The organism is Streptomyces sp. NPDC048473 (assembly GCF_043200155.1).
Taxonomy (GTDB): domain Bacteria; phylum Actinomycetota; class Actinomycetes; order Streptomycetales; family Streptomycetaceae; genus Streptomyces.
In genome coordinates, this window is the sequence record NZ_JBICXE010000008.1 from 273,713 (window position 1) to 287,544 (window position 13,832).

General features: G+C 69.1%; 7 protein-coding genes. 6 read left to right on the forward strand and 1 reads right to left on the reverse strand.

Annotation, left to right across the window (positions count from 1 at the left end):
* Nucleotides 1-75 precede the first annotated feature (75 nt).
* Nucleotides 76-2,517, forward strand: coding sequence for a GH92 family glycosyl hydrolase (locus tag ACGFU7_RS17120; protein WP_393696558.1), 2,442 nt, complete (start codon nucleotides 76-78; stop codon nucleotides 2,515-2,517).
* 210 nt (nucleotides 2,518-2,727) lie between these two features.
* A complete protein-coding gene (locus ACGFU7_RS17125; RefSeq protein WP_393696560.1) occupies nucleotides 2,728-6,012 on the forward strand; it encodes a LamG-like jellyroll fold domain-containing protein in 3,285 nt (1,094 codons plus the stop codon).
* A gap of 91 nt (nucleotides 6,013-6,103) precedes the next feature.
* Here the strand turns inward: ACGFU7_RS17125 and ACGFU7_RS17130 are convergent, their stop codons facing one another.
* A complete protein-coding gene (locus ACGFU7_RS17130) occupies nucleotides 6,104-8,413 on the reverse strand; it encodes a beta-L-arabinofuranosidase domain-containing protein (RefSeq protein WP_393696562.1) in 2,310 nt (769 codons plus the stop codon).
* Nucleotides 8,414-8,936: 523 nt separating this feature from the next.
* Between ACGFU7_RS17130 and ACGFU7_RS17135 the strand changes: the two genes are divergently transcribed.
* The 4 genes from ACGFU7_RS17135 (at nucleotide 8,937) to ACGFU7_RS17150 (ending at nucleotide 13,797) form a co-directional block, all read left to right on the forward strand.
* On the forward strand, nucleotides 8,937-10,022 hold the full coding sequence (locus ACGFU7_RS17135) for an ABC transporter substrate-binding protein (protein WP_393696564.1): 1,086 nt from the start codon (nucleotides 8,937-8,939) through the stop codon (nucleotides 10,020-10,022).
* 114 nt (nucleotides 10,023-10,136) lie between these two features.
* Nucleotides 10,137-11,768, forward strand: coding sequence for a sugar ABC transporter ATP-binding protein (locus ACGFU7_RS17140; protein ID WP_393696566.1), 1,632 nt, complete (start codon nucleotides 10,137-10,139; stop codon nucleotides 11,766-11,768).
* On the forward strand, nucleotides 11,765-12,736 hold the full coding sequence (locus ACGFU7_RS17145; protein ID WP_393696568.1) for an ABC transporter permease: 972 nt from the start codon (nucleotides 11,765-11,767) through the stop codon (nucleotides 12,734-12,736). The genes ACGFU7_RS17140 and ACGFU7_RS17145 overlap by 4 nt, the downstream gene beginning before the upstream one ends.
* A complete protein-coding gene (locus ACGFU7_RS17150) occupies nucleotides 12,733-13,797 on the forward strand; it encodes an ABC transporter permease (protein ID WP_393696570.1) in 1,065 nt (354 codons plus the stop codon). Before ACGFU7_RS17145 ends, ACGFU7_RS17150 begins: the two co-directional genes overlap by 4 nt.
* Nucleotides 13,798-13,832 lie beyond the last annotated feature (35 nt).

The following is a 13,832-nucleotide window of genomic DNA, read 5'->3' on the forward strand; positions in this document are numbered from 1 at the left end:
GCGAATCGATCACCGTTGTTCCGGCCGGCCCTCGGCTTCGACAACGTTGTCCACACTTCGGGAAGGTACTGCGACATGCCCCCCAGACCGTTGCCCGCGGCGAAGCGCTTCGGTGCGCGAACGGCCGCCGTGATCGTCACAGGCGCGCTCGCCGCCGCGGTCATGCCCCCGGCCGCCGAGGCGACCGCCGGCCTCGTCACGCACCCCACCGCCTACGTCGACCCGCTGATCGGCTCCTCGAACGGCGGCAACACCTACCCGGGCGCCACGCTCCCGTACGGCATGATCGGCTGGTCGCCGACGAGCACCAGAGGGGACCAGACGAGCACCGGCGCCGCCAACGGTTACGACTACGGCACCACCCGGCTGCGTGGACTGAGCCTCACCCATGTCAACGGTGCCGGATGCAACCCGGGCGCCGCCGGTGACGTACCGATCATGCCGTTCGTCGGGGACGTCACCTCCTCGCCGTCCGCCGACACCAAGGACGCCGTCTACGCCGCGAACTTCTCGCACGACAACGAGCGTGCCGTTCCGGGTCGTTACACCGTCGGGCTGGACAACGGCGCCACCGCGGACCTGGCGGTCAGCCGGCGCGCGGGCGTGGCCGACTTCCGCTTCCCGGCCGGTAAGCCCGCCAATCTGCTGTTCCGCGTCTCCAACTCCCTCAACGGCAGCGAGGACGCACAGGTCGACATCGACACCGCGCACCGCAAGGTCACCGGCTCGGTCCTCACCGGAGCCTTCTGCGGGCGCCGCGCCAACGGCGGCACCAACAACCGCAAGAGCTACTACCGGCTGTACTTCAGCGCCTCCTTCGACCGTGACTTCTCCTCGACCGGTACGTGGAAGGACGGCACGCTCGCCCCGGGCGCGACCACGGGGAGCGGCGGCGAGGGCTACGCCACCGGCGCCGACCGGGCCGGCCGGGGATCCGGCGGCTGGGTCGGGTTCGACACCGGTGCCGACAGCGATGTCCACATGCGGATCGGCATCTCGTACGTCAGTCAGGCCGGGGCAGAGGCCAACCTCAAGGCGGAAGTGGCCCCGCACGCGGGGGTCGACGAGGTCGCGGCCGCGGCGAGCCGCACCTGGGACCACGAGCTGCGCTCCGTACGCATCGGCGGCGGCAGCACCGCACAGCGCACCACCTTCTACACCGCGCTGTACCACTCCCTCATGCAGCCCAACCTGATCAGCGACACCGACGGCCGCTACCCCGGCATGGACGGCGCGCCGCACCGGGTGAAGCGCGGGCAAGGGGCGCAGTACAGCAACTTCTCCGGGTGGGACCAGTACCGGGCCCAGATCCAGCTCCTCGCCCTGCTCAAGCCGGAGATCGCCGGTGACTTCGCCCAGTCGCTGTACAACTTCGCGCAGCAGAACGGCGGGGTGTGGGACCGCTGGGTGCACATCAACGGCGCCACGCACGTCATGACCGGAGACCCGACGGCGGCCACTCTGGCCACCTTCTACGCCATGGGCGTACGGAACTTCGACTACGAAGGGGCCTATGAATCCCTGGCGCGCCAGGCGACCGTCCCCGTCGACGACGGTCTCTCGGATGCCGGGTGCCCAGGCCAGTGCACCGGCCAGCGGCCCAATCTGGCGCAGTACCTGACGTCGCACTACGCACCCCAGGACGTGTGCCACTGCTGGGGCGGCGCGGCGGAGACACTGGAGGACGCGGTGGCCGACGCCGCGCTCGGCCGCTGGGCCGAACTGCTCGGGCGCGACGAGGAGGCCAAGTCCTTCAAGGGGCGCGGAGCATGGTGGCGCAATGTGTTCAACTCCGCGGCCACCGACGGCGCCGGGACCGCCGGCTACATCCAGGCACGCAACCTCGACGGCACCTGGCTGACCCCGTTCGACCCGGGCAGCGACCTCGGGTTCGCGCAGGGCACCAGCGCCACGTACACCTGGATGGTTCCCCAGGACGTCCAGGGGCTGGCCGAGGCCATGGGCGGCCGGGACACCGCGGCGAAGCGGCTCGACGCCTTCTTCCACAAACCGGACGGATCCTGGTCGGTGAAGGGCGGCGACGCCCTGCGCTACGACCCGACCAACGAGCCCGGCATCCACGCCCCGTGGCTCTACAACGCGCTGGCTCAGCCGTGGAAGACGCAGGCGACGGTCCGTCAGATCCTCGACACCGTCTACGGCACGGGCCCCGGCGGTCTGCCCGGCAATGACGACCTGGGCACCATGTCCGCGTGGTACGTCTTCTCGGCGCTGGGCCTGTATCCGCAGACGCCGGGCAGCGCCACGATGCTGCTGGGCGCCCCGCTCTTCCCGAACGCGGTGATCGGCCGGCCGCACGGCAAGGACATCACGATCAGCGCCCCGGACGCCGATGCCACGCATCCGTACGTCGACGCGGTCGAGGTCAACGGCCGTACCAGTGACCGGTCCTGGACGGATGCGCGCCTGGTCACCCGCGGAGGCTCGCTGACCTACCGGCTGTCCGAGGAGCCCAACACCGGGTGGGCCACCGCGCCTTCGGGGCTGCCGCAGTAGGCGGCTCGCGCGACGGAGGTACTCAGTTCCTCGGCAGGCGGACAGGCAGGCTGGTGAGCCGCACAGGGCTGTCTGCCGAGGACCTCTTTCTATCGTTGAAAATTCTGCGTGCACGACCGTTGTCATGTGTTTGGTGTTGTGGCTCAATGTTCGATTGTGTGCTGTGTCTCACAGGTGTGAGGCACTCCTGCTCTCGACGAGGACGACGCCTTGAACCGACAACTACCTCGCCCCCGCTGGCTCTTCAGATCCCTGGCCTGTGCCGCCGCGCTGCTGATTCCACTGGGTGCCACCCTGGTCCCGGCCTCGGCCGCGGCCCCCGCCGTCCGCGCTTCGGCGGCCCCCGCGACCGCGTTCGCGGCCGACGACCCGGTCACCGATGTACACGGGCTCAAAGGCGAGTACTTCCGCATGTCCGCACCGGGCGCCCGTGACTTCGCCGAGCTCGGCGGTGTGGCTCTCGACCCGGAGATCAACTTCCCCGGCCTCACCGGCACGTTCGAGGCCACGACCGGGCGCACCGAGAACACGACCGCTCGCTGGACGGGCCGGATCGAGGCTCCCGAGACCGGTGACTACACGTTCGCCGCGATCGGTGACAACGGGTTCAGGCTGTACATCGACGGCAAGGCCGTCATCGACCACTGGCAGCCCGACTGGGACGTCGAGCAGACCAGCAAGCCGGTCGCACTGACCGCCGGGGAGCCCCATGAGTTCCGGCTGGAGATGTTCCAGGACACCGGTGGCGCCACCATGTTCCTGCGCTGGTCCAGCGCGAAGCTCAAGAAGCAGATCGTGCCCGAGTCGGCCTTCACACCGCCCGCCGGCTTCGAGATCTATCCGGTCGCTCTGAGCGTCGCCGACGACGGGCTGCGGCTGCAGGCGACCTTCAAGGACGACATCGACGACCTCGGCGACGTCAAGGACCATCTCAAGATCGAGGCCGACACCTCGCCGATGCCGGTGAAGTCGGTCGCGAAGGCGTCCGGCAACCCCAAGGCCCTCATCGTCGCTCTGGCCGCCCCCGTCCAGAAGAACCAGCAGGTCAGGGTCGCGTACGACGGGGAGGGCGGTCTCCGGGCAGGCGGCGCCGCGGTCCCGCAGATCAGCCGTACGGCCAAGAACCTGTCCACCCACCGACTGACCACTGAGTGGGGCGACAAGCTCGACCGCAACCACCCGCTGCCCGAGTACCCCCGTCCGCAACAGGTCCGCGACCAGTGGAAGAACCTCAACGGGCCCTGGGAGTTCGCAGGTGCCGCGGCGAGCGAGAAGCCGGTCTTCGGCAAGCCGCTCGACGAACGCATCACCGTGCCGTTCCCCGTCGAGTCCCAGCTGTCCGGCCTGGAGCGCCACGAAGACCACATGTTCTACCGCAAGTTGGTCCAGGTGCCGAAGAGCTGGGCCGTCGGCCACAAGAGCGGCAACGGCAAGCGACTGAAGCTCAACTTCGGTGCCGTCGACTACCGGGCCCAAGTCTGGGTCAACGGCAAGCAGGTCGCCGATCACACCGGCGGCTACACCTCTTTCAGCGCCGACATCACCGATGCGATTCTGGGCAGCGGTCCCCAGGAGATCGTCGTCGCCGTCACCGACACCACCGGCCCGAACCAGCCGATGGGCAAGCAGTCGAGCAACCCCGGCGGCATCGTCTACACCGCCTCCTCCGGAATCTGGCAGACCGTGTGGATGGAGCCCGTCGCCGCCGCCTCCGTGGACACGCTGACGACCACGCCCGACATCGACAAGGGCCGCCTCGCCCTGACCGTGAACTCCGCCGACGCATCGCCCGGCGCCCGGATCAAGGCCGTCGCCCGCGACCGCAAGGGCCACGTCGTCGGCACGGTGACCGGGCCCGCCAACCACACGCTGAGCCTGCCCGTCGCGAAGCAGCACCTCTGGACCCCGGACGACCCGTACCTCTACGACCTGGAAGTCACCCTGACGGACGGCCGGTCCAAGGACACCGTCGACAGCTACTTCGGGATGCGCTCCATCGGGATCAAGAAGGTCGGCGGCTACCAGAAGCTCGTACTCAACGGAAAGCCGTTCTTCTCCCTCGCCATGCTGGACCAGGGCTTCTGGCCCGACGGCCTCTACACCCAGCCCAGCGACGCCGCCCTCACCTTCGACCTGAAGGCGCAGAAGAACCTCGGCTTCAACGCGGTCCGCAAGCACATCAAGGTGGAGTCGGCCCGCTGGTACTACCACGCCGACAAGCTCGGCCTGCTGGTCTGGCAGGACTTCGTCTCCAGCAACATCACCGATGCCACGGGGCAGCAGTCCTTCCTCTCCCAGGGCAAGCAGATGATGCAGCAGCTGCACAACTCGCCCTCGATCGGCGGCTGGATCGTCTTCAACGAGGGCTGGGGCGAGTGGGACCGCACCGAGACCGGGAAGATCGCCGAGTCCGTCGAGGCCGCCGACCCGTCCCGCGTCGTCAACGCCCACAGTGGTGTCAACTGCTGTTCGTCCAAGGGAGATTCGGGCAAGGGCGACATCATCGACCACCACGACTACCTCAACCGTGAGGCACCCTTCCCGGACGACCGGGCCGCGATGGACGGCGAGCACGGCGGCTTCACCCTCCGTACCCCCGGGCACATGTGGCCGGGCGCACCCGCGGCCATCTACAGCGGCGTCGCCGACAAGGACGCCCTGACGGCGAAGTACGTCGACAACACCCGTACGTACTACCTCGCGGCCGCGGGCGCCGAGCTGTCCGGCTCCGTGTACACCCAGGTCTCCGACCTGGAGAACGAGCTCAACGGGTTCTGGACCTACGACCGCCGCGAGATCAAGGTCGACCCGAAGAAGGTGCGGCAGATCAATGAGCAGGTCATCGCCGCCGGGGCGGCCGCCGGTGACCGCGAACAGATGAAGGGCGGCGCCGACTGGCGGCTCGACGAGGGCAAGGGCACCACGGCCGCCGACCAGGGCCCCAACCACAGCGCGCTCACCCTCATCGAGGGCACCACTTGGACGCCGGGCGTACACGGCTCCGCGCTTGAGTTCGACGGCCAGGGACAGTCCGCCGAGACCCGCGGACCTGTCGTCGACACCACCCAGAACTACACGGTCTCGGCCTGGGCCACCATGGAATCGCTCCCGGGCAACTACGCCACCGTCCTCAGCCAGGACGGCCGCCGTACGGAGAATCCGTTCTATCTCCAGTACGGGCAGGGCGCGTTCGCGTTCAGCACGCCGGGTGGTCACCGGGCCCGGGTGGAGATGAAGCCCGAATTGGGGAAGTGGTACCACCTCGTCGGCGTGCGCGAGGGCGACGACCTGAAGCTGTATGTCGACGGAAAGCTCGTGGCGAACGCCGCTGCCGGACCCGCCGATGTGAGCACCGGGCCGCTGTCCGTGGGGCGTGCCCAGTACGCCGGCCAGAAGGGCGACTTCTGGAACGGCGCCGTCGACCAGGTGCGGGTGTACGACAAGGCGCTCACCGCGGATGAGGTGAGCACCCTCCACGACGGCGAACAGCCGTAACGGCGCCGGAGCGGACAGAGGCCGGCCCGGCAGCGTCGGAATACCGTCGCTGCCGGGCCGGCCGTGGTCGTGTGTTCCCCGGTTCCTCAGGTCATGGAGTCAGCAGTTGCCAGAGGTGGTCGTCGGTGCCGTTGTCGTCGAACTGGACGACGTGGGCGCTGTCGGCGGTGGACATGTTGTCGACGCCGAGGACCTTGCCGGAGTGGCGGTTGCGGATGCGGTACCAGTCGTCGCCGTTGGGGACGAGTTGCCAGAGGTGGTCGTCGGTGCCGTTGTCGTCGAACTGGACGACGTGGGCGCTGTCGGCCGTGGACATGTTGTCGACACCCAGCACCTTGCCGGAGTGCAGGTTACGGACCCGGTACCAGTCGTCGGAGAGCCACTGCCCGGCGTCCGGACCGGCCGTCGGGAAGGCCGTGATCCGCAGCCGCGCCGCACCCATGGGAATGAGCGTGACCTCCTCCACCGGCTCGGTGCTGCGCGCCGGGCTGTCCTGGAGCGGGGCGACGACATGCTCACTGTCCGCGCTCCACTCGGGAATCCGGCGGGCGCGCGCGGTCATGGCCAGCGGGGTGCCGTCGACGGTGAACGGGTTGTCGCCGGGAGAGCGGCGAGCGGCGTGCAGGCGCAGCGACGAGGCGGGCTTCTCCCCGTCCAGTACGAGCCCGTAGTTCCAGGCAGTCGTGGCATGCACCTCGTACTCCGGGAACTGATCCGTACCGCCGATGCGCCGGTACTCCTCACCGATCCGGAGCGAGTACGTGAGCGGCCCGTGGTCGACGCTCACCGCGCCGTGGTTCGCCGCCCAGGTGCGTACGGTCGTGCGCTGGGGGAAGCGCAGGGTGACCCTGTCCCCGTCGGCCCACGTACGCTCGATGCGGGTGAATGCCGGGCCCGCCGGTGCCTCGACGCGGCGCCCGTTGACCCTGATCTCCGGTTCCGTGCACCAGGCGGGAACGCGAAGCACCAGCGGGAAGGGCAGGCGCTTCGGTGACTTCAGGGTCAGGGTGACCGTGTCCTCGAACGGGTATCCGGTCTCCTCGGTGAAGGTGACCTCGGTGCCGCCGGCGACCTTCGCGGTGACCTCGCAGCTCGCATACATCGCGGCGGCCAGGCCCCCGTCCGGGGTGGCCAGCCACAGCTCCTCGACGAAGTACGGCCAGCCCATCCCGTAGTTGTGCGGACAGCAGCGGTACTGGTCGACGCCCGGCAGATACGCCTGCATGGCAAAGCCGTTCTGGAACTGCCGCCCATTCTTGGGCACATTGTCCAGATCGACACTGTTGGCGCTGGTGATGTAGTGAACCGCCCGGCCCGACGGATCCAGCGCGGCGGGCAGCGAGTTGAAGGCCAGCTCCTCGCAGCGGTCGGCCCACAGCGGATCGCCGGTGATCCGGGTGAGCAGCTGGTGGCTGGCCATGAACTCGACGATGCCGCAGGTCTCGAAGCCCTGCCGGGGGTCGCCGTGCCCGGGGCGCGCGTTCTCGTCCCCGGCGAAGCCGCCGCCCGGGAACTGCCCGTACTGGTCCATCGCCTTGCCGTATGTCCCGTACGTGGCACGGGTGTCGGCGGCGGAGCCGCTGCGCAGGGCGTACTGGGCCGGCTCGCGGAAGCCCTGCGCGATGTTCACATTGTGCAGGTTGACCAGATTGTCACCCCAGTCCGCCCCGTGCGTATGGATCTTGTCGGCGAGATCGAGGAGGAAGGTGTCGCCGGTGCGGTTGAAGAGCCAGAAGACGCTGTCCAGGCCGTCGCCCCAACGCAGAGCGATCCAGCTGGTGTTGAAGGCGCCCGGCCCCTGGGCGTTCATATAGCGGAAGAACCTGCTGAGGAACGGGATGACGCGGTTGTCGCCGCTGTACTCCTGCCAGGAACGCAGGGCCTGGACGAGGGGGAGGAAGGGCCAGAAGTCCGGACCGCCGTTCAGCGACGTACGCAGTGACTTCGGGCCGAAGAAGCCGTCGCTCTGCTGCGTGCCGAGGATCGCGTCGATCCAGCGCCGTACGGCTGCCAGTGCCTTGGCGTCCCCCGTGACGATCGCCAGATCGGTGTAGCCGCGCAGCCAGTACGGGACCTCTTCCCAGCCGCCCAGATCGGGGCGCACCCAGCCGGTGGCGGAGAAGTCGAGGAAGTGCGAGAACTCCTCGTAGCGGCCGCACAAACCGTCCAGCTGGAGACGGAGTTGTCCGGCCGGCCAGCCGCGCGCGGTGACGTTGCCCGGGGGCAGTTTCAGGAACGCGGTCGGGTGCAGGGGTGCGGCGTTGGGGGAGTAGTGCCCGCCGTGGGCCGGTGTCATCCGGTGCTCGGCGGCGGTTGCGGTGGCGGCCCAGCGGCCGGCCGCGGTCGTGGCGGCCGCTGTGGCCAGTGCACCGGCCATGAGTTGTCTGCGGTTGAGGGGCATGGGTGAGAGCTCCTGCTCTGCCGGCTGTGCGGGTAACGGCCCAAGCGGGGAAATGGGCCGCGAGTTGGAGCCAAGGCGAGCCGGTACGGAATCGGCCGCTGTCTCCACGCATGGCAAGGCCGCCGTCGGCCTCGGTAGCGGCAATGCATCAACTGGCTTGCAACGTTGGAAAATTGGCGTCCGGCCGTATGACAGCACGCCGCCGATTCGCTGTCCAGGGGTTCCGCGTCACCTTGCGGTCCGCTGCGGGCCCGTTGTCGCTCCGGGGTCCGACACTTTTTGGAAACGCATCGGCAACTCTCTTGCCGCCCGTGCCGCGCCGCCTATATAACGTTGTAAACCGAGCCGCCGACAGGCCGCGCAGGCTTTCACGACCGTAGGTTCAGCAGCTGTTCACGCAGCTCGAAGCGGGGTCGTGAGGAATGCAGTGACATCAGCCGCCCAGCGGTTGATGCATCGTCCAGCCATGCCCCGACCGCACGCCAGCGAGCGTGCCGTCATCCCGCCAAGGAGCGTCCCGCGCATGATGATCCAGCGCCGATCCCGTACCCTCGCCGTGGCCTGCCTCCTCGCCGCCACCGCCACGCTGGCCGCCTCCGGCTGCTCCAAGTCGGAGACCTCGAACAACGCGGGCGGTGACAGCAGCCAGGGCGCCCAGGCGGCCAAGACCCCCGAGAGCAGCTCCGGTTCGGGCTGTTCGCTGCAGACGTACGGTGCGCCGAAGCTGGACCTGAAGAACGCGGTGGTCGGTTTCTCGCAGTCGGAGAAGGAAGCCAACCCGTTCCGTATCGCCGAGACCCAGTCCATCAAGGACGAGGCCAAGAAGGTCGGCGTGAAGAAACTGCTCACCACCAACGCGCAGTCGCAGCTCTCCAAGCAGGTCAGCGACATCCAGGACATGCTCTCCCAGGGAGCCCAGTTCCTCATCGTCGCCCCGCTGAACTCCGACGGTCTGGAGCCGGCTTTCAAGGCGGCCGCGGCGAAGAAGGTCCCCGTCCTGACCATCGACCGCAAGGTCAACTCCGCTGCCTGCAAGGACTATGTGGCCTTCCTCGGTTCCGACTTCGTGGAGCAGGGCAAGCGCGCGGCGGATGCGATGATCAAGGCGACCGGCGGCAAGGGCAAGGTCGCCATCCTCCTCGGCGCGTCGGGCAACAACGTCACCACCGACCGCACCAAGGGCTTCGTCGACCAGCTCAAGGCCCAGGCGCCCGGCCTGCAGATCGTCGCCCAGCAGACCGGCGAGTTCGCCCGCGACAAGGGCCAGCAGGTCATGGAGCAGCTCATCCAGTCCAAGCCCGACATCACCGCCGTCTACGCGGAGAACGACGAGATGGGGCTCGGCGCCGTCACCGCGCTGAAGGCCGCCGGGAAGAAGCCCGGCAAGGACGTCAAGATCGTCTCCGTGGACGGCACCCGGAACGCCGTGCAGGCCCTGGTCGACGGCGAGTACAACGCCGTCATCGAGTCGAACCCGCGCTTCGGACCGCTCGCCTTCGCGACCGCCCAGAAGTTCTACGGCGGCGAGGAGATCCCGGAGAACGTCATCATCTCCGACCGGGCGTACGACGAGTCCAACGCCAAGGCCTCGCTCGGCGGGGCGTTCTGACCGTACCGATCCGCAGGGACCCGCAACCCCCGGTCCACCGCCGCCGTGGCACACCACCCCGCCACGGCGGCATCGGGCCCACATCCTTGGAACAGCGGAAGGCCAAGACCACTCATGGCACCACCCGAAGCAGTACCGCAGGCGCCGGAGCCGGCCGCCCACCCGGAGGAGGTGACCGCTCCGTCTGCCGCCGGCACCGTCCTCGAAGCCCGCTCGGTGAGCAAGCGGTTCCCGGGTGTCGTCGCCCTCGACGACGTCTCCTTCTCGCTGCGCGCCGGGGAGACCCACGCGCTGGTGGGGGAGAACGGCGCGGGTAAATCCACCCTGATCAAGGTCCTGACCGGTGTCTACCGGCCCGACGAGGGCGAACTCCGGCTGAGCGGGCAACACGTCAGGTTCGCCCGGCCGTTCGAGGCCCAGCAGGCCGGGATCTCCACGATCTACCAGGAGGTGAACCTCGTCCCGCTGATGAGCGTGGCGCGCAACATCTTCCTCGGCCGTGAGCCCAAGAACCGCCTCGGCCTCATCGACTTCTCCCGGATGCACCGCGAGACCACCGAACTGCTGGACGGCTTCGGCGTACGCGTCGACCCCCGAAGGCCCCTGCACACGCTGGGCATCGGCACCCAGCAGATGGTCGCCCTGGCCCGTGCCGTCTCGGTCAACGCCCAGGTCGTCATCATGGACGAACCCACCTCCTCGCTGGAGCCGCGCGAGGTCGAGACCCTCTTCCGGGTCATCGAGAACCTGCGCGGTCAGGGCATCGCCGTCCTCTACGTCAGCCACCGCATCGACGAGCTCTACCGGATCTGCGACCGCGTCACTGTGCTCCGCGACGGCCACCACATCCACACCGGCGACCTCGCCGGCCTCGACCGCATGCAGCTCGTCTCGATGATGCTCGGCCGCGATCTGTCCGAAGTCCGCCGCACCGGCCTCACCAGCTTCGGCGGCGAGGCGCACGACGCGGCACGTACCCCCGTACTCACCGCGACCGGCCTCACCCGACGCCATCAACTGCACAACATATCCCTGTCGTTGTACGGCGGCGAAGTGCTCGGCCTCGGCGGCCTCCTCGGCTCCGGCCGCAGCGAGACGGCGAAGGCACTCGCCGGGGCGCTGAGCCTGGAGACCGGCGAACTCTCCGTCGGAGGACGGAAGTTGCGCAGACTCGGCTCGGCCGGTGCCATCCGCGCCGGAATCAGTCTGCTGCCCGAGGACCGCAAGGCCGAAGGCATCGTGCCCGGCCTCTCCGTGCGCGAGAACATCGTGCTGGCCGCCATGCCCCGGCTCTCCCGCTTCGGTGTGGTCTCCCGCCGCAAGCAGGACCGCATCGTCGACATCTTCATGAAGCGGCTGCGGATCAAGGCGGCGAGCCCCGAGCAGAAGGTCGGCGAACTCTCCGGAGGCAACCAGCAGAAGGTCCTCCTCGCCCGCTGGCTCTGCCTGGAACCCAAGGTGCTGCTGCTCGACGAACCGACCCGCGGCATCGACGTCGGCGCCAAGGCCGAGGTCCAGAGCCTCATCGACGACCTCGCCCGCGAAGGCCTCGCCGTCCTGCTCATCTCCTCCGACATCGAGGAACTCATCGAGGGCGCCGACCGCATCGTCGTCCTGCGCGGCGGCTCGGTGGCGGGCGAACTCGTGGGCGACGAGGTGACCGAGAGCCATCTGCTCGAAGTACTCGCCGACCACACACCCGCGCCCGTCGGAAAGGCCCCGGCCGCTCAGGAGGACCCCCGATGACCCAGGCCGCCCTCTCCACCCCCGCCCGCCCCCTGGCGCGGCTGCGCGACCCCGCCTGGTACCAGGAGTACGGCGTGTACGTCGCCGTGGCAGTGGTGCTCGTCTTCAACGCCCTGTTCACCGAGCACTTCATGACCGCCGACAATCTCCGCACCCAGCTCGTCCAGGTCGCCCCCATCGTCATCGTCGCCCTGGGCATGGCCCTGGTCATCGGCACCGAGGGCGTCGACCTGTCCGTCGGCTCGACGATGGCGCTCGCCGCCGCGCTCCTGCCGCTCTACCTCGGATACGGGCTCGTGCCCGCGCTCGTCGTCGCGCTGCTCGCGGGCGCCGTCGTCGGGGCGGTCAACGGCGCCCTGGTCTCGCTCATCGGGCTGCAGCCGATCGTCGCCACCCTCGCCCTGTTCGTCGGCGGCCGGGGCCTCGCCCTCGTGATGGCCGACGGACAGCTCAAGCAGATCGTCAACCCGGATCTGCTCTCGCTCGGCACCGGCTCCTTCCTCGGCATCCCGCTGGTCGTGCTGATCGCCGCGATCCTCGCCGTGGCCGTCGCCTTCCTGGTGCAGCGCACCACGTTCGGCCGCCAGATCGTCGCCGTCGGAGGCAACCGCTCGGCCGCGGCCCTCGCCGGACTGCCCGTACGGCGCGTACTCATCGGTGTGTACGTGCTCTGCGGCGTACTGGCCGCCCTCGCCGGGATCCTCGCCACTGCCAGGCTCACTGCCAGCGACCCCTCCTCGCTCGGCACCCTCATGGAACTCTCCGCCATCACAGCGGTCGTCGTCGGTGGCACCCCCCTGAACGGCGGTTCCATCCGGGTGCTCGGCACCATCGCGGGCGCCCTGCTGATGCAGCTGCTGCGCGCCACGCTCGTCAAGCACGACCTGCCCGACTCCACCGCACAGATCGCCCAGGCGGCCATCATCATCGCCGCCGTCTACGTCGCCCGGGAGCGTCGGTCCCGATGAACGAAACCACACCCGCCGCGGTGGCCCAGGTCCCGGCAGCGCGCAAGATCCCCACACCGTCCGGTGGCGGCACGCCCCGCCCGGCGGCGACCGGTCCCGAGCCCGCGCTCAAGCAGCGGCTCGCCGAACTCCTCCAGCGCCAGGGCGTGCTCGCCGTCCTGCTGACCGTTGTGATCATCGCCTCGTTCGTCTACCCGACGTTCGCCACCCTGGACAACGCCCGCGGCGTGACCGTACAGGCGTCCTTCCTCGCCGTGGTCGCCCTCGGTATGACCATGGTCATCATCACCGGCGGCATCGACCTGTCCGTCGGCTCCGTCTTCGCCCTCGGCGGTGTGCTCGCCGCCTGGGCCTCGCAATGGGGCATCCTGCCCGCGCTGCTCGTACCGTTCGTGGTGTGCGGTGCGATCGGGCTGCTCAACGGCTTCCTGATCGCCCGCGCCGGGATGGCACCCTTCATCGTCACTCTCGCCACCCTGCTGGCGGCCCGTGGCCTGCTCCTCGCCTTCACCGACGAGGGCGCCACCACCTACCTCGTACCCAAGGGCTCCGCCTTCACCGAACTCGGGCAGGGCAGCGTATGGGGCTTCGGCTACCCGGTCGCCATCGCCCTGGTGCTGTTCGGCTGCGGTGGACTGCTCCTGCAGCGCACCTCGTTCGGGCAGAGCCTCTTCGCCGTCGGCGGCAGCAGCGACGCGGCGACCCTGATGGGCCTGCCCGTCGCCCGTACGAAACTTCTCGTCTACACGCTCAGCGGTCTGCTGGCCGGACTCGCCGGTGCGCTGAACGCGGCCAGGCTGTCCTCCGGCGTCACGATCGTCGGCGTGGGCATGGAACTCGACGCGATCTCCGCCGTCGTCATCGGCGGCACCCTCCTCATCGGCGGCGCCGGATCGATCAGCGGCACCCTCTGGGGCGTGCTGCTGCTGGCCGTCATCCAGAACCTCATCAACCAGATCGGCTCGCTGGACTCCTCGTACCAGTCGGTGGTCAGCGGAGGGTTCCTTATCGTTGTCGTCGTGGCCCAGCGCTATCTGGCGCGCAGCCGCAGAACCACCTGAGCCGTGCCGGCCGGGGCAGCGCCCCGAGCCGCGAA

Bases quoted from the DNA above. Each gene is read 5' to 3' on its own strand.
- ACGFU7_RS17140 (WP_393696566.1), top strand. From the start codon at position 10,137: ATGGCACCACCCGAAGCAGTACCGCAGGCGCCGGAGCCGGCCGCCCAC.
- ACGFU7_RS17130 (WP_393696562.1), bottom strand. From the start codon at position 8,413: ATGCCCCTCAACCGCAGACAACTCATGGCCGGTGCACTGGCCACAGCG.
- ACGFU7_RS17145 (WP_393696568.1), top strand. From the start codon at position 11,765: ATGACCCAGGCCGCCCTCTCCACCCCCGCCCGCCCCCTGGCGCGGCTG.
- ACGFU7_RS17150 (WP_393696570.1), top strand. From the start codon at position 12,733: ATGAACGAAACCACACCCGCCGCGGTGGCCCAGGTCCCGGCAGCGCGC.
- ACGFU7_RS17135 (WP_393696564.1), top strand. From the start codon at position 8,937: ATGATGATCCAGCGCCGATCCCGTACCCTCGCCGTGGCCTGCCTCCTC.
- ACGFU7_RS17120 (WP_393696558.1), top strand. From the start codon at position 76: ATGCCCCCCAGACCGTTGCCCGCGGCGAAGCGCTTCGGTGCGCGAACG.